Here is a 13,650-nt window from a genome sequence, read left to right as displayed (position 1 = left end):
GAGAGTCGCCCCATTCACAGAACTCAAGGGCACGAGAATGTTTTCCTTTCAAGCCATCACGGCCAGGCCGGCGGCACGGGCCGGTGTGCGTCCGCGCAGCGGTGTGTCGTTCTTCACATCCCGAACGAAGGTGTCGGTGCTCGTCGTGGCGCTGCTGCTCGGCGCGTGTGCGCCCGGTGACGATGCGCAGCTGACAGCCGGTGGACAGTCGTCGGCACTGGACACGGCATGGCGATCGCGTCCCGCCGGAACGATCGTCGAGGTCGGCCCGGCTGGAGAAACCAGTCAGCTTGAAGGCGCCGGAAGCGCCCTGTTCGTGCGCTATACCACGGTGAACGTGCAGGGTGAGCCGGCGCTGGCCTCCGGACTGGTGCTGATTCCCGAGACCGAGATGTTTGCCGAGGGGCAGTGGCCCCTGGTGGTCTACGGGCACATGACCACGGGCGCCGCGGACGACTGTGCCCCGACGCATGGCACGCCGGATTCGACTGAGCTGCGGCGCATGCAGCAGGGTGACGAAGTTGCACGGCAGCTGCTCAGTCGCGGCGTTGTGGTCGCACGGCCGGACTACGAAGGCTTGGGCGAGGCTGGGCCGCATCCGTATCTGCGCGGGGACTCGCTGGCCCAGGCGATGCGGGACATGGCGTCCGCGGTGGCCGGTCATTGGCCGCAGATCGGCGATCGCTGGGTCGTCGTCGGGCATTCCGAAGGCGGCGTTGCGGCGCTCAACACCGCCAGCAGCGAGCATCCGGACGCACGCGGTCTGCATCTGATCGGTGTCGCTGCGATTACGCCGGTGACGCAACTCGAAAAGCTGGTGACATTGGTCGAACCCTTGCCGGTCACTGCCAATGGCATCAACGGCGTGGTGGCACTTGCGGGACTGGTGCTCAAGGGCATCGCGAGCATCGATCCGACCTTCGAAAAGCTCATGCTGGAAGAAGGTGGATTGTCTCCGCGCGCGGTTGAGCTGTGGCCCGATCTCGAACGCCTGTGCCTGGAAGACTTGAGCGGCCCCGATTCCTGGGGCGGCATGAGTCCGGATGCCGTGCAGGGTCCACGCGGTGACGAAGGTGTCGCAGAGATGAAGCGTCGACTGGAAGAAGACGATATTCGTCTGCTGCCGATGAGGCGTGACGTTCCGATCCGCATCGACGCCGGCACGCTCGATCTGGTCGCGCTGCTGCCGTTCACCGAGCAGCTGGTCCAGGACTATCGCGATCGCGGCAACGATGTGACGTATGCGCGCTGGCCCGCGGGACATTCGCCGACAGCGGATATGGCCGCGCCCTCAATTGCAGACTGGATCATGGAGAGATTTTCGGAATGAGCGCACCTCGCCTCGTGGCCGCCCCACAAAAAGACAACGTCCTTGAGCTGTTCGAGGGTCGCAGTGCCCCGCTGGTCAGTCGTCGCGCCTTTCTCGGGCGCGCCGCGATGGCGACAGGTGCGCTGGCCCTGCCGTCATTCATCATCGCCTGCGGCGGCAGCGAGCCGGCGGCGATGATCGACAGCGGTGTCGCAGTGGGCAAGGCCGATCCGATGGCGCCGGAGCGCCTGTTCGGCTGGGTCAAGGAGCTGTGCGCGTTCCAGCCGCGCTGGGCGGGCTATCCGGAAGAACGTCGCGCTGGCGAATGGCTGGCCCAGCGTCTGAGCAACGCCGGACTGCAGACGCAGATCGAACCCTACGGCTTCCGCAAATGGGAGTTGATCGACTGGGAAACGTTCCTGACCGATGGCAGCGGCATGCGCGCCGTCAACAGTTTCCCGATGTGGTCCACGCACGCCGGGCAGGGCACGGCTGAGCTGGTCGACGTTGGGTTCGGCACCGAAGTTGAACTGCTCGCGCAAGATCTTCAGGGCAAAGCGGTTGTCGTCACCGGCAAAGCGTTGTTGAACGTGTTCGCGACTTACCCGGATACCTATCAGCGCGCTGCCGAGCTGGGCGCGGCGGCCATGTTCGTGACCTCGGATGCGCCGGACAATCTGATCCGGCCCACCAGTTCCAGTCAGAACTATCTCGACGACAATCCGATCCCCGCGTTTCAGATGGGTGCGCGCGATATCGCAGAGATGCGCGCTGCGGCGCGCAACGGCGGCACGGCGACCTGGCGGCTGAACGCGCAACACGTTGATGGCACCACGCGCGATGTCGTCGGCTTTCTGCCGGGGTCGGGTGAGCTCGACGGCACCCTCCTGATCTGTGCGCACTACGATGCCTGGTTCACCGGTGCGTTGGACAATGCCACTGGCGTCGCCGGTCTGATCGGACTGGCCGAACACTTCGGGTCATTGCCAATCGAGCAACGCCCGCGCGACATGATCTTCGTCGGCGTCACCGGGCATGACACCGGATTTCCCTACGGTGGCATCGCCAACTGGTTGTCGAAGAATCAGGACCTGGTACCGAACCTTGATCTGTTCGTGAATCTCGACCATCTGGCCGCTTATGGCGAAGAACACATTTCCGGCGCCGGCATCATCGACATGCTGGGTCTGATGATCGAACGTCCCGGCGATGAAGAGCGCGCGCTGTTCACCACCAAGCACCCGGCGCTGCAGCGCACGTTTCTGCCGTACCTGCTGCAATATGGTCTGCTGGCCGTGCCGTTGCCGACCGTGCCCGAGGTCAACGCCAACCGGGATCTGGAAGGATCGATGGGTGCGCTCGATGTGCCCAGCGTGAACCTGACCATGGCGACGCCGCACTATCACACCGTGGAAGATACGCCGGACCGAATTCCGCCGGAACAGCTGTCACGCGCGGTTCGAGCCCATCGCGATTTTCTGACCGACATCATCGGCATGAGCCGCCAGCAGATTCGATCGCCGCTGTGAGTCGGTGCAGATCGAAGGCATGATCACCGCTGACGTTGTTCGAAATTGAGTGGCACTGTGGATTGGAGTCCGACTCATGACTTGACCCTGTACCCGTCCTTATAGAGGCGAATTGCCGGTCAATGATGTCGTGGCGGGCGGGGCATCGAGACGGGAATCAGGACTCTACGCGGTTTCGCCCATTCTGCTTGGCGCGATACAGCGCTGCGTCCGCGCGGCACAGCAGAGCGTTTCCATCCACATCCGTTGGCTCGATCTGCGCAACGCCGATGCTGATGGTCACGCGGATTTCGAGCTGCTTTTCGCCGACGACGGAAAGAGGATGCGTTGCCACGAATTTGCGTATTCGCTCCGCAAGTTCCACTGCATTTGCTGCGGACGTACTTGGCGCAATGACCGCGAACTCCTCACCGCCAAAGCGTGCGGCAATGTCCGAAGTGCGAATGGCCTCCAGGATCAGCCTTCCCAAATGGTGCAGGACCAAATCACCTGCCTGATGGCCGTGCGTGTCATTCACGTGCTTGAAATGATCGATGTCCAGCATCAGGACTGACAGCGGAGCGGCATAGCGCCTAGCCCGCTGAAATTCCTCATCGAGTCTGCGATCCAGATAGCGACGGTTATAGATGCCGATCAGCGGATCGGTAATGGTCTGCTGCTCCAGCAACGCCACGCGGCGCATATCCATGATGGTCTGGTGCGCGTTGGACGTGCTGAGCCAGACAAAGACCGCACCAAAGAAGAAAATTGCTGGAACCATCAGGTCGTTCCAGCCCGCGCTCTCTGACAAGAACGCAACGGCATACCCGAGATAGCCGAAGATAAACAGGCTGACCAACACGAACATGGCGGTCCAGCGCCTGCGCAATACGCCGTGCGGAACCTGTGCGATCAGCTTCTGAACAGGAACCAATGCTCCGGTCAGCAGAGCAACCCCTGAAAGCACCAATCCATAGGCAAGCCAATTGAACATAGATTTCCTCGCTGCTTCGGATTGAAGTAGATGCAGGTATGCGACTCAAAGGGGCCGATCAGGGCGAGTTGTGCGTCGAGCGAGACAGATACGATTCAACACTATTCCGAACGGGATCACGGTCGGGCTGCGACTAATGCCCCTGAACCTGGATGTAGCCGCGATTCTCGATGGTGTCGAACGTGCGCATGCCCTTGATCATCACGGGCATCGGCACCCAGACCCAGCCTGCCGCGCTGGGGTTCACGTCGAGAACCAGCACGGAGTCGGATTCCGCGTCGTAGGCGCCCAGCGGAGAGATGTGTGCGCCGCCCGGTTGTCCGATCGCCTTGCGTTGATAGTTGACGATCACAAAGTCGCCGGCGTGCTGCAGGTTGGCGACGAGGTCAGCGCGGATGTCGGCTTCCGGCTTGTCGTCATCAACAACAACGAGCTTCGTGGGCAGGCCGTTGGCGCGGAGCAGTTCGTCGATCTGCCGCAGCTGGAAGCCATAGTCGCTTGTCGGCTTGCCATTGATCGTGACCGGTTCGCCGAAGACCTGGGCGCGGGTCTTTCCGGCTTTGTCGAAGACGTTTTCCTGAGTGAATCGCGGCACCGTCAGGTCGAATCCCTTCGGCGCATATTTGAGATCTTCCGGTCGCAGCCGGCTGCTGTCGCGCGGCGCGTCGGTGCTGCCTGCGTGGACCGCATTGAGCACGATGGTCGCGGTGGTCGGTCCGCAAAAGCCCCGATTCGACTGCGCTTCAAACTGATTGGCCAGTGCGGAGAAATCCGCATGGCCGGAAGCGCGGGTGAGGCGCGCAAAGCCTTCGTCGGACGCAAAGGCGATCAGTGCGTTGGACTGGATCGCAGGTGCTTCGTCGCGAGCCATCGCCGGCGCGAGAAATGCGGCGGCCAGCAAAGGCATACAGACCCAACGCGCGCGGAATGACATCGATCGTTTCTCCCAATGTGTTGCACACCGTAGCACGATCATCGGAGCCCACCCTCTGGGCTGCACAACAGCCCTTGAGCCGGCGCAATTATTCAAGCTAGGTGTTGCCGGCTTCCAGCTTCGCGTCCACGATCGAATGCCATTGGCTCAACGCACCTTCAAAGCGCGCAAAGCGGAAGTGCGTATTGGCGCCGGTGTTGACGCCGCGCTGGATCTGCTCGGCAATCTCGAAGTCCTCGTGAAGCGTCTTCTTCGTGAATGCGTGGTTCGCCGACCAGTAGTTCCGCGCTTTCTCGGAAAAGCCTGCCGCACCGGGGGAGGGCACCAGCGTGATGATGTCGACCAAGGTGCGATCGATTGCGAGCGGCATCATGCGGATCAGGTCGGCGTGTCCTTCCTGCACCAGCACGGACGCATTCGGGAACAGCGAGTACAGCAGGTGTGTGCATTCGCGGATTGACCATTCGCTGCGTGGGCGCTGTGCGTAATCCACGATGCCTGCGCGCGGCAGCACGGTGCGGATGTGATCGCCGAAGAATGCATAGGGCGTGATCGTGTCCGCGAAGAATGGCGCCACCGTATTCCGGTGCGCGACGCGGAAGTGATACGACTCCAGCCCGCCGTCGACCAGGATTTTCCAGTTCGCATTCCAAATGCGGTGTTCGCTGTCGAAGATCGTGTAGTCGCCGATGCCCAGGCCTTCCAGCTCGGTGAAGAATGCATCGGCTGCGGTCGACTGGAACGCAGTCAGCGCCGCTTCCGCAGTATCGGCACGCGGACAGACCCAGATGAAGCCGCCGCGCTCCCGACACGCCAGCTCGCGCAACTGCGTGGACTCCCGCTCCAGGCTGGGAAAGCCCTCCGCGTGACGCGCCGTAACAAGAGTCCCGCGCGTGTCGTAGGTCCACGCGTGATACGGGCAGACAAATCGCTTCGTATTACCCTGAGGGCGCAGTTCCACCGTCGCACCGCGATGCCGGCAGACATTCAGAAACGCGCGGGCTTTGCCGTCACTGTCGCGTGTCAGCAACACCGGCGTATCCATCAGGTCCAGCGTCAGAAAGTCTCCAGGTGCCGCGAGCTGGCTGGCATGGGCCGCTACGATCAGGGTGCGCCCCAGAAGATCGCGCTGCTCCCGCATGAAGCGGTCCGCATCGGTGTACTCGTCGACCGGAATCAGCACTTCATCATTGCCCGACAGCGGCCGGTTTGCCTTCACCAGTTCGACACAGGATGCGGTGAGCTGCAGTTCGGTATCGCGGTGCATGCCGTCTCCTCGGAATTCAGCGGTGTATTGATCGCGGTCGGCAGGGCGGGGCTGGGGGGATGACCTAGCTGTTCTGTATTTCCGGGGCAGGTGCTTCGTGCGTGCCGGTGCTTCCAGTGCGGTCCTTCTGCTCGCTCCAGTGCAGCAGTGCATCCAGCGCGGGACACAGGGCCTGCCCCCACTCGGTCAGTCGATATTCCACCTTGGGCGGCACTTCCGGGTAGACCTTTCTCGCGACGATGCCGTCGGCTTCCAGCTGACGTAGTTGCTGGGCCAGCATCTTTTGCGAAATGCCCGCAATGAGTTTCTCAAGGTCCGAGTACCGCTGGACCTTGCCGTCGAACAGATGGAACAGGATCAACAGTTTCCAGCGCCCGTCGAGCAGTTTCAGCGCAGCCTCTGCGTCGCTGGCTGCTGTCTCCGGGGTGTGGGCCTTACGCATGGGTGAGCCGCTTACTTTTCAGTGCGTTCTTGATGAGGCGAGAGTATGAAACGACGATGTCCGCATCACAAACGACCCTGCGAGAACCCACGGTATGTCGAACAAACTCCCCACCGCAGTTGCCCGGTATCTGGACATCTGCAACGGCAAGCATGCCTCCGGTCTGGACCAGTGCTTCACCGAGTCGGCAACGGTACGGGACGAGGGCCAGACGCACAGGGGGCCTGAGGCGATTGACGCGTGGCTGCGGGAGGCGCAGCGCAAGTTCGCCTATACCGTGGAGCCGATCGACGTGACGCAGCGGGATTCGACCTTGATGGTGCTGGCCAGGGTGTCCGGTGATTTTCCCGGAAGCCCGGTCGAGCTCACGCATGTCTTCCGCATGCGAGGGGATCGCATCGATGCACTGGAGATCGGAGGATGAACTTCGATCTGGGACTGTCCGGGTGTCGGGTGCTGGTGACGGCGGGAACACAGGGGGTCGGCCACGCTGTCGTCAGTCTGTTTCGTCAGCTCGGCGCGCGTGTGCTCGCAACGGCGCGGCGACCACCGGAGCACCTGCCGGATGAATGCTTCGTCGCAGCGGACCTGACAACGCCGGAAGGGTGTGCGAGCGTCGCGAAGGCAGTTGCCGGGCGGCTTGGCGGCGTTGACGTGATCGTTCACGTTCTGGGCGGCTCATCGTCACCGGCCGGGGGATTTGCAGTGCTGGGCGATGCCGAGTGGCATCAGGAGCTGCAGCGCAATCTGTTTCCCGCGGTGCGCCTGGACCGCGCCCTGCTGCCCGGCATGATTGCGCAAGGCGCCGGCGTCATCATCCACGTCACGTCGATTCAGGATCGCCTTCCGCTGCCGGAATCCACGACCGCCTATGCGGCGGCAAAGGCAGCGTTGTCCACCTACAGCAAGAGCCTGTCCAAGGAAGTCACCCCCAAGGGCGTGCGCGTCGTGCGGGTATCGCCGGGTTGGATCGAGACCGATGCCTCCGTCGCTTTGGCGCAGAGACTGGCCGAGAAAGCCGGCACGGACTACGAGGGAGGCAAGCAGATCATCATGGATTCGCTCGGCGGCATTCCGCTCGGGCGACCGTCGAAGCCAGCTGAAATCGCCAACCTGATCGCGTTTCTTGCGTCACCGCTGGCGGCGACGATCACCGGAACCGAATACGTCATCGACGGCGGCACGGTCCCGGTGGCATAGCGCGTGATCTGCAGTGCAGCGGAAAGGCACGCGTGCCGGGTGGATCGCGGTGATTGCCGCAGGGCGGGTTGGGGCAACGGTTCACGCGGCCACGCGGGGCATGGGCGCTTCAATGCCGTCAAACGGCAACAGAACCGCGGGAGGCAGCGTGTAAGCAGATCGCCTTTATCCGCCGAACGGTTTGAGCAGCGTGCCGATCACCTTCTGTACGACATTGAGCGGCGTAACAATGACCTTGCCGGTGACGATTTCCTGCGGCTTGTCTCCAGCCTGTTGCAGCGCCTGGTTCAACGCCGACAGGTCATCGACGTGCAGCTGCAGGCTCGCTTCCTGCGGCTGATAGGTTGCGCCGAGCGGGAATAGCGTTCCATCGCTGGCCATCTCGATATGGCTGCCGAGCACGGCCGAAACGGGATGTGTCTCAGCGAAAGCGGCCAACCGCGCGATGCTGGACCGATACTCGCTCCATTTCTTCACATAGACCCGACCTGGGTACACGGTGTCGCCGGTCAGCAGCCAGCCGGTTCTTTCATCGTAGAGCGCAATGTCCTGCCCTTGGTGGCCGGGAACGGGCAGGGCCTCCAACGTGCGGCCGCCCAGGTCAATGTGCGCGAGGCCAGAAGGCCAATCTGAAAATCCGAAGTATTGGCGTACCGCTTTGTCGGTCGGCTTCACCAGCGTCACGCCGGGCTTCCCCTGAAATTGCGCGTCCGCCGCTTTGTGATCCCGGTGGCCGTGAGAGTGAATCACGGTAATCTGCAGATTCTGGCTTTGCGTGCCCGAAACGCGCTCGGCGATCAGCGTCTGCACCGTGTCGTAGAGCGGAAAGCTTTTGGCATCGCGGGTCGCGCCGGTATCCAGGACCAAGGCAGTCTGCGTTCCGAACAGCACATAGATGAACGGTGCCTCGAAGTTCACGCACTTGTTCTGACGCAGGATGGTGGTGTCCGGATCGAACTTGAATATGTCGATCGGCGGATCGCGGTTGAGCGCGCACTCTTCGCTGCCGTGTATCCAGACCTTTTCCGCCAGGTCCGGGGACGCCATGGCTGGAATTGAGATTGCAATGGCAGCAGCGAAAAGCAGAGCTTGCATGGTGATGTCCGCGCCGGAGCGTACCTGTCGGAAAGTGACTATACGGTGGGGGACTCTGAAACGCCCAGCGACCCTCTTCGCCCTGGGCTGTGCGCTCGCACTGGGCTCGGGTTCTGAAATTACTTCTTGAATTTGTCCGCCGCGTCACTGAACGCGGACTTCATCGAATCCCAGGCGGATTCCACGCCTTCCTTGATCGACTCCCAGGCTTCTTCGCTGGCATGTTTCATTTCAGCAAGCTTGGTCTTGCCATGGTCAATCTTGCCTTGGAGTGCATCGATCTGCCTGTTCAAGGCCAGCTGTGCATCGGCACTGGCGCCGGAAGCCTTGGCCTTGAGTCTATCCAGTTCCGCTTTCCACTCGTCCAGCTGAGCCTGCTTCTTCTGCTGATACAGTTCCTTGTCGTTCATGAGCCGTCTCCGGTTGGCTGTCTTCAGTATGCGCCCGTCGTTGTCCGAAGCGCAGCTTCATTGCCATGGCGATGATGTGGTGGCCGTATACCAACGCGCTCGAACGCTCGATGCGGTGGGTTGTGGTGATCCCGCTGATGCTGAATGCCGAAGTACCCGACAATTCAGCATGCTGTCAGATGTGGGCGTCGCGGATGACGTTCTCCGCCGCAAGACGCACCTTTACGTCGGCATACGCGGCACGGATCAACGCAGACAGTGCTGCATCATGGACAGCTGCCGCTGGCCTGAGCTTGACGTGACGCATGAACTTTCCGCTGCCTTCAAGCAGTCCGTCCGGGTCCGGCAGCTCAGCCCCCTGAAAAAAGCCGACATTGACGTGCGACGTGAAGACCGCGACGTACGCAAACGCGGCATCGTCAACGCACGCCGTGGGCTGGCCGTCATGCAAAACCTCCGAGACCTCATCGCCGCAGCGGCGCATGACGTCAAGCCAGCGACGTGCGATTGCGCCGAGCGGGCCGGGGTGGCTGTCGAGCCAGCGGCCCACCGCCCGGTGATGCTTGATTGCGCCAGTCAGGCGAAAGAGTGGCCTCATATCAAATGTTCATGGTCGCGAGGCTTGCTCCACATAGTCATTCCGCGGATCAACCGTGGTCTGTCCCCTAATATCGCACTGCTTTCGCCATCGACCCCTCATTTTCAGTTAGGCCACAGGCTCTACTTTATCGGGTCAACTGCTCACGTCGCCTTGAAGCTGTTGTTAGGCGCTTTATGGCCAGCCATAGAATTTCATCAGGGCTGTTGAGAGCACATTGCTGGCAACGCCAAGTTCGACCTGCCACGACGTGTCTACGGCCTTAGCAAGCATCTTGGTCATCCACCCTCGAACGCGCGGACCTAGTCTTTTCTCGGTATTGTCAGGCGTTCCTCTATCCTCGTCGATGGCAGTCTTAAGATCAGAAATATCAGTTTCTGGAACATTCCAGCGCTTGAGTTCCTTGGCAAGACCAAGAATGTCGCCGGATGCGTTCTGGCCTTGAACATTCTGGACGTTATGACTGCCGACGACGATTGTCGTGTTGTGCCCGAAAATGGCGTTGTTGAATAAGCCAGGAGCGTCTAATGCCTCTTTCTTCTGCTCCGTTAGCGTCTCAGCATCATCTCCAACCTTTTCACGTAGCTCAAGGACAAAATCCAGAAGGCGAGACCTGACTTGGATGAGAATCTGAACGACATCAGCCTTACTTATCTGCGACCACGCTCTTTGAATCATGAACCCGTTTGACAGCGACTCTCCGAGCATGTGGTTGGCTTCCATAGGGATGGCGCTTTCAAGATGCCCGCCCTTACTGCTCGAGAATGTCTCCAGGACAGCTAGCGACTGACGCATTTCCGCCCTCTGGAGCCTGTTCCTGTAGCCCTCCTCTAGATGAAGCAGTGGGATTGGGTGGGCGTTAACCTGATACGCCATGTTTGCGAGATTGGCGAGCACCTGTGCCGGTAGAAGTCGATATGGCGGAAGCTCCTGGTCCTCAGGATATCCGTTGAGCTCATGGTTCACCCATTCGACGAGCTCCTTGTGCCCCAGCTTGTGCAGCAGGATCTTAGTCTTCAGCAGCGCTGCGCTAAGGCTGGCGCTCTGATCGCTCAGGAGGTCCACGATTTCATCTAGAAGCTTCATCAAATCGCTCCCAAAGAGCCTAACGCTCAGCTTCAGCCGCGAACTCGCCGAAGGCGAGGATGTCGGCTAGAAGCTCTGGTTATGCGTCCGTTAGCGAAATGCTTGAGAGACGCTTGTTTAGATCATGAAATGTTTTCATTGAATCGACTTTCCATGGAATATAGTGCTCAAGGACAGAAGACGACATTCGAAGCTGAGATTGTGGCAGACGATTTAGCCAGTATAGGAAGACGGCGAGCGTGTTGGCTTCTGTTTCCACGAAGCATATGCCTTCGGTTCCAGAATTGACCTGAAAATACGAGTTCTTGCGCGAGTTGAACAAAACGATCTGGCGGTCAACCACAATAAAATCAAACTGCTCGTGTGACGGAACTTTGTTTTGCTCGTAGTGCGTTACGATTTTCTCGACGAGTAAACGTATATCTTTGTAGGTGTCTACTGCGAAAATGAATGACGGTATCCGCTTGAAAGCCTCGCGTTCTTCTGCAGATATCGATGCGTCGATTACGCCAGTGCGGACACGCTTTAGTTTTTTGAGTGATTGGATTTGCTTCAATCCTCGGGAAATTTCTACGTCTGAATTCAAGTGCGGCTTGACCTCGATCGCGGCGTCGACGCCGTCTGCAAAAATCATGGAGTACTTGCTGTCGTCTCCAATGGTATGGGGGTGAGATGGATTCAGGAGTAAGCAATCTATCGACGCACTCCGTGCGCCAAAGCTATCAACGACGTTTCCTTTTGCGACCTGATAAGGAAAAGGGAAAAACTTTCTGAGGAACTTCGTTACGGCGATTTCTCGCCGGTCGGAGACCTCCTGGGGTGTTCCTTTACCCTCTAGAGACGCCTTCTCAAAGAAGTGCGCGATTTCTCTAGATTCCAGCTCAAGAAGCTTGAATACGTCATTCATGTTTCATAGACGCATAACGTCCGGGCTAAGCCGCGGGCTCGCCGAAGGCGAGACCGTCGGCTCGAGCTCCTGGTTGGGCATCAGCCTCGGCGACCTCTGGCCATTCTGGTTCGCTAACTTCAAAGCTATCTGGATCGAACGCCAAGAACTTATTCCTCTCGTATGGAAGTAATTGCCGACCGCCAAATGACATTGTCCTCGCTGCCCGAGATGGCCAGTACACGTTGTAAGGAAGGGTGTTTAGGTGCTTGTATATCTTGTACACCTGTGGAGCCCCACCAATGTACGGCTTGGCCTCGTCCCGTATGAACTCAGTAAGCACTTCAAACGGCTCCATCTGTAGGCCTGCGCTTTTGATTCGATTTCTTTCTCTGAGAAGTTCATAAACGCGCTCATTGGCCAGATTGGCGTCATCTCCTATGAATGCGAAGTACTTGTTGCCGCCGCCTTTCTTCCGATGCGAGGACGCTTCTCTAAATTTGAACTCATTCGTCTCTTTATGAAAATAGATGGTCCATATTTTGAAGGACTCATAGCGCCACGAATACCCAGCAAGAACAAAACGCGCTTCAGCAGGATCGGGGATGTCCTGGCCGCGTGGAAGCGCGGAAATGCTTTTCCACATTGCGTTGAAGATGCGGAGAACGTGTCCTTTAAGATGGGCTAGATCGTATGCTCTGGATGCAATCTTCGGGTGCATCTTCACGGCTGACTGCAGCTGCAGCATCAACGGATACGCGTCAGCGGTATGGCCTGCGAAAGCAATAACCGAGTCACCTCGGCCGAGATCAAGCACTTTGGTTCCGATGTCCCAGGCTCGTCCGCCATTGAGCCTAGAGTCACTGGCGACATATAGCTCTGAGGTCGTTTGGTGACGCCTAACCCAAGCTGCTACCAGTGTCATGCCAAACGTCTCGCTTCTGATGCCCAACGCCAATTCAACGACAAAAATGACGCATAACCTGGTGGCAAAGTCAGATTCACATCAGTAAGCCCATGTTGGATAAAAAATTAAGAAGGGGCCACATGGAATCACGCTTGGAAAGTGCGTCATCGTCCCCCCCTCGCGTGAGGGAGGTCGTCGAGCCCAATTTGGGACGTTCCGCAATCAATCCAGGGTGTGTCAACCACATTTGGAGTAGCCGCAATCCAGGCAGGTTGGGCAGCCGTCTTTCATGATCATCTCGCCGCGGCAGTCCGGGTCGGGGCAGACGCCGACGATGGCGAGGGTGTTTTCGTCATCGACCGTTGCAGGTTCGCTGGGGCGTGATTCGACATGCGGGTTGTCGACGGGAATTCGGTCGCGGTAGCCGCGGGTGCGTTCGTAGTGTTCGGCCAGTGCTTCGACCGGGCGCTCGTTGCCGCGCTCGGTGAGGAAGCCGCGCTTGTGCAGTTCCTGCTGGATGGCCCAGGCGATGGCGGCGACTTCGGAGTCGTGCACCATGCCTTTGCCGGACTTGGTCTTGCCGTACCAGACCGGGCCGCGATCCCAGGACACCTTGCGCAGGTCCGCCAGTGCCTTGATCAGGAAGCCACCGCGTGCGGCGAGTGACAGTGTGCGCATGGTGGCGGACACCCACTGGTGTTCGGCGGAGGTCTGCCCCGCTGGGATGAAGAACTCCAGCGGTCGCTCGATGCAGACGGACTTGCCGTTCATGCGCCCGCAGACGACGCCGAAGCCGATGACGAAGTAGATCGTCTTGCGCCCACCGGCCGAGGTCAGGTTGATCTTGGTGGTGGTGGATTCCCAGCTGCCTTCTTCGCGCCGGTCGATGCGCACGGTCAGCGGGTTGATCTCGGGTTCGCTGTTGGCGGCGTGGCCGTCGCGCAGCACATTCCAGCCGACGATGCGTTTGTCGAGTCTGGTGATCTTCTTGGATTCGGACATGCGTGTCTCCGG

General features: G+C 59.7%; 15 protein-coding genes. 4 read left to right on the top strand and 11 right to left on the bottom strand.

The window, feature by feature from the left end:
• The first annotated feature begins 37 nt into the window (after positions 1–37).
• Together E4T66_RS12475 and E4T66_RS12470 are read left to right on the top strand one after the other, a co-directional pair.
• Positions 38–1,330: a lipase family protein gene (locus E4T66_RS12475; protein WP_136849373.1), complete on the top strand. Its 1,293-nt coding sequence runs from the start codon at positions 38–40 to the stop codon at positions 1,328–1,330.
• Positions 1,327–2,838, top strand: a complete 1,512-nt coding sequence (locus tag E4T66_RS12470) for a M28 family peptidase (protein ID WP_136849372.1) — start codon at positions 1,327–1,329, stop codon at positions 2,836–2,838. The genes E4T66_RS12475 and E4T66_RS12470 overlap by 4 nt, the downstream gene beginning before the upstream one ends.
• Before the next feature lie 157 nt (positions 2,839–2,995).
• Here the strand turns inward: E4T66_RS12470 and E4T66_RS12465 are convergent, their stop codons facing one another.
• From E4T66_RS12465 to E4T66_RS12450, 4 genes are all read right to left on the bottom strand, one after another.
• The gene (locus E4T66_RS12465; RefSeq protein ID WP_136849371.1) at positions 2,996–3,811 is read right to left on the bottom strand and encodes a GGDEF domain-containing protein; all 816 of its coding nucleotides are present in this window, start codon (positions 3,809–3,811) and stop codon (positions 2,996–2,998) included.
• A 133-nt stretch (positions 3,812–3,944) separates the two neighbouring features.
• On the bottom strand, positions 3,945–4,745 hold the full coding sequence (locus E4T66_RS12460) for a phytochelatin synthase family protein (RefSeq protein WP_169577600.1): 801 nt from the start codon (positions 4,743–4,745) through the stop codon (positions 3,945–3,947).
• Positions 4,746–4,842: 97 nt separating this feature from the next.
• On the bottom strand, positions 4,843–6,012 hold the full coding sequence (locus E4T66_RS12455; protein ID WP_169577599.1) for an aromatic ring-hydroxylating oxygenase subunit alpha: 1,170 nt from the start codon (positions 6,010–6,012) through the stop codon (positions 4,843–4,845).
• A 64-nt stretch (positions 6,013–6,076) separates the two neighbouring features.
• Positions 6,077–6,454 carry a winged helix-turn-helix transcriptional regulator gene (locus E4T66_RS12450; protein ID WP_136849368.1) on the bottom strand — a complete coding sequence of 126 codons (378 nt, stop codon included), beginning with the start codon at positions 6,452–6,454 and terminating at the stop codon, positions 6,077–6,079.
• A gap of 94 nt (positions 6,455–6,548) precedes the next feature.
• On the opposite strand from E4T66_RS12450, the gene E4T66_RS12445 reads away from it, so the two are divergent.
• Together E4T66_RS12445 and E4T66_RS12440 are read left to right on the top strand one after the other, a co-directional pair.
• Positions 6,549–6,878 (top strand): nuclear transport factor 2 family protein, encoded by a 330-nt coding sequence (locus tag E4T66_RS12445; RefSeq protein WP_136849367.1) that lies wholly within the window; start codon positions 6,549–6,551, stop codon positions 6,876–6,878.
• Positions 6,875–7,654, top strand: coding sequence for an SDR family oxidoreductase (locus E4T66_RS12440; protein ID WP_136849366.1), 780 nt, complete (start codon positions 6,875–6,877; stop codon positions 7,652–7,654). Before E4T66_RS12445 ends, E4T66_RS12440 begins: the two co-directional genes overlap by 4 nt.
• Positions 7,655–7,819: 165 nt before the next feature.
• Here E4T66_RS12440 and E4T66_RS12435 read toward each other — a convergent pair whose 3' ends face one another.
• The 7 genes from E4T66_RS12435 to E4T66_RS12405 all read right to left on the bottom strand — a co-directional run bounded on the left by E4T66_RS12435 (position 7,820) and on the right by E4T66_RS12405 (position 13,638).
• Entirely contained in the window at positions 7,820–8,749 is a 930-nt protein-coding gene (locus tag E4T66_RS12435) for an MBL fold metallo-hydrolase (RefSeq protein WP_136849365.1), read from the bottom strand.
• 119 nt (positions 8,750–8,868) lie between these two features.
• Positions 8,869–9,159 (bottom strand): sll1863 family stress response protein, encoded by a 291-nt coding sequence (locus tag E4T66_RS12430; RefSeq protein ID WP_136849364.1) that lies wholly within the window; start codon positions 9,157–9,159, stop codon positions 8,869–8,871.
• Positions 9,160–9,334: 175 nt separating this feature from the next.
• The gene (locus E4T66_RS12425; protein WP_136849363.1) at positions 9,335–9,757 is read right to left on the bottom strand and encodes a DUF1801 domain-containing protein; all 423 of its coding nucleotides are present in this window, start codon (positions 9,755–9,757) and stop codon (positions 9,335–9,337) included.
• Positions 9,758–9,931: 174 nt separating this feature from the next.
• Positions 9,932–10,843, bottom strand: a complete 912-nt coding sequence (locus E4T66_RS12420) for an AbiTii domain-containing protein (RefSeq protein WP_136849362.1) — start codon at positions 10,841–10,843, stop codon at positions 9,932–9,934.
• A gap of 79 nt (positions 10,844–10,922) precedes the next feature.
• Positions 10,923–11,750 (bottom strand): DUF6602 domain-containing protein, encoded by an 828-nt coding sequence (locus tag E4T66_RS12415; protein ID WP_136849361.1) that lies wholly within the window; start codon positions 11,748–11,750, stop codon positions 10,923–10,925.
• A gap of 25 nt (positions 11,751–11,775) precedes the next feature.
• Entirely contained in the window at positions 11,776–12,456 is a 681-nt protein-coding gene (locus E4T66_RS12410; RefSeq protein ID WP_211242892.1) for a hypothetical protein, read from the bottom strand.
• Between the two features lie 417 nt (positions 12,457–12,873).
• Positions 12,874–13,638 carry a ribonucleoside-diphosphate reductase gene (locus E4T66_RS12405; RefSeq protein WP_136849359.1) on the bottom strand — a complete coding sequence of 255 codons (765 nt, stop codon included), beginning with the start codon at positions 13,636–13,638 and terminating at the stop codon, positions 12,874–12,876.
• Positions 13,639–13,650 lie beyond the last annotated feature (12 nt).

The sequence above is a fragment of the Sinimarinibacterium arenosum genome (genome assembly GCF_005047655.1).
Classification (GTDB): Bacteria; Pseudomonadota; Gammaproteobacteria; order Nevskiales; family Nevskiaceae; genus Solimonas.
The sequence above is the reverse complement of the archived record's forward strand: the minus strand, read 5'-3'. Positions and strand labels throughout refer to the sequence as shown.

Bases quoted from the DNA above. Each gene is read 5' to 3' on its own strand.
- E4T66_RS12425 (WP_136849363.1), bottom strand. From the start codon at position 9,757: ATGAGGCCACTCTTTCGCCTGACTGGCGCAATCAAGCATCACCGGGCG.
- E4T66_RS12420 (WP_136849362.1), bottom strand. From the start codon at position 10,843: ATGAAGCTTCTAGATGAAATCGTGGACCTCCTGAGCGATCAGAGCGCC.
- E4T66_RS12405 (WP_136849359.1), bottom strand. From the start codon at position 13,638: ATGTCCGAATCCAAGAAGATCACCAGACTCGACAAACGCATCGTCGGC.
- E4T66_RS12460 (WP_169577600.1), bottom strand. From the start codon at position 4,745: ATGTCATTCCGCGCGCGTTGGGTCTGTATGCCTTTGCTGGCCGCCGCA.
- E4T66_RS12445 (WP_136849367.1), top strand. From the start codon at position 6,549: ATGTCGAACAAACTCCCCACCGCAGTTGCCCGGTATCTGGACATCTGC.
- E4T66_RS12470 (WP_136849372.1), top strand. From the start codon at position 1,327: ATGAGCGCACCTCGCCTCGTGGCCGCCCCACAAAAAGACAACGTCCTT.
- E4T66_RS12465 (WP_136849371.1), bottom strand. From the start codon at position 3,811: ATGTTCAATTGGCTTGCCTATGGATTGGTGCTTTCAGGGGTTGCTCTG.
- E4T66_RS12435 (WP_136849365.1), bottom strand. From the start codon at position 8,749: ATGCAAGCTCTGCTTTTCGCTGCTGCCATTGCAATCTCAATTCCAGCC.
- E4T66_RS12475 (WP_136849373.1), top strand. From the start codon at position 38: ATGTTTTCCTTTCAAGCCATCACGGCCAGGCCGGCGGCACGGGCCGGT.
- E4T66_RS12415 (WP_136849361.1), bottom strand. From the start codon at position 11,750: ATGAATGACGTATTCAAGCTTCTTGAGCTGGAATCTAGAGAAATCGCG.
- E4T66_RS12455 (WP_169577599.1), bottom strand. From the start codon at position 6,012: ATGCACCGCGATACCGAACTGCAGCTCACCGCATCCTGTGTCGAACTG.
- E4T66_RS12450 (WP_136849368.1), bottom strand. From the start codon at position 6,454: ATGCGTAAGGCCCACACCCCGGAGACAGCAGCCAGCGACGCAGAGGCT.
- E4T66_RS12440 (WP_136849366.1), top strand. From the start codon at position 6,875: ATGAACTTCGATCTGGGACTGTCCGGGTGTCGGGTGCTGGTGACGGCG.
- E4T66_RS12430 (WP_136849364.1), bottom strand. From the start codon at position 9,159: ATGAACGACAAGGAACTGTATCAGCAGAAGAAGCAGGCTCAGCTGGAC.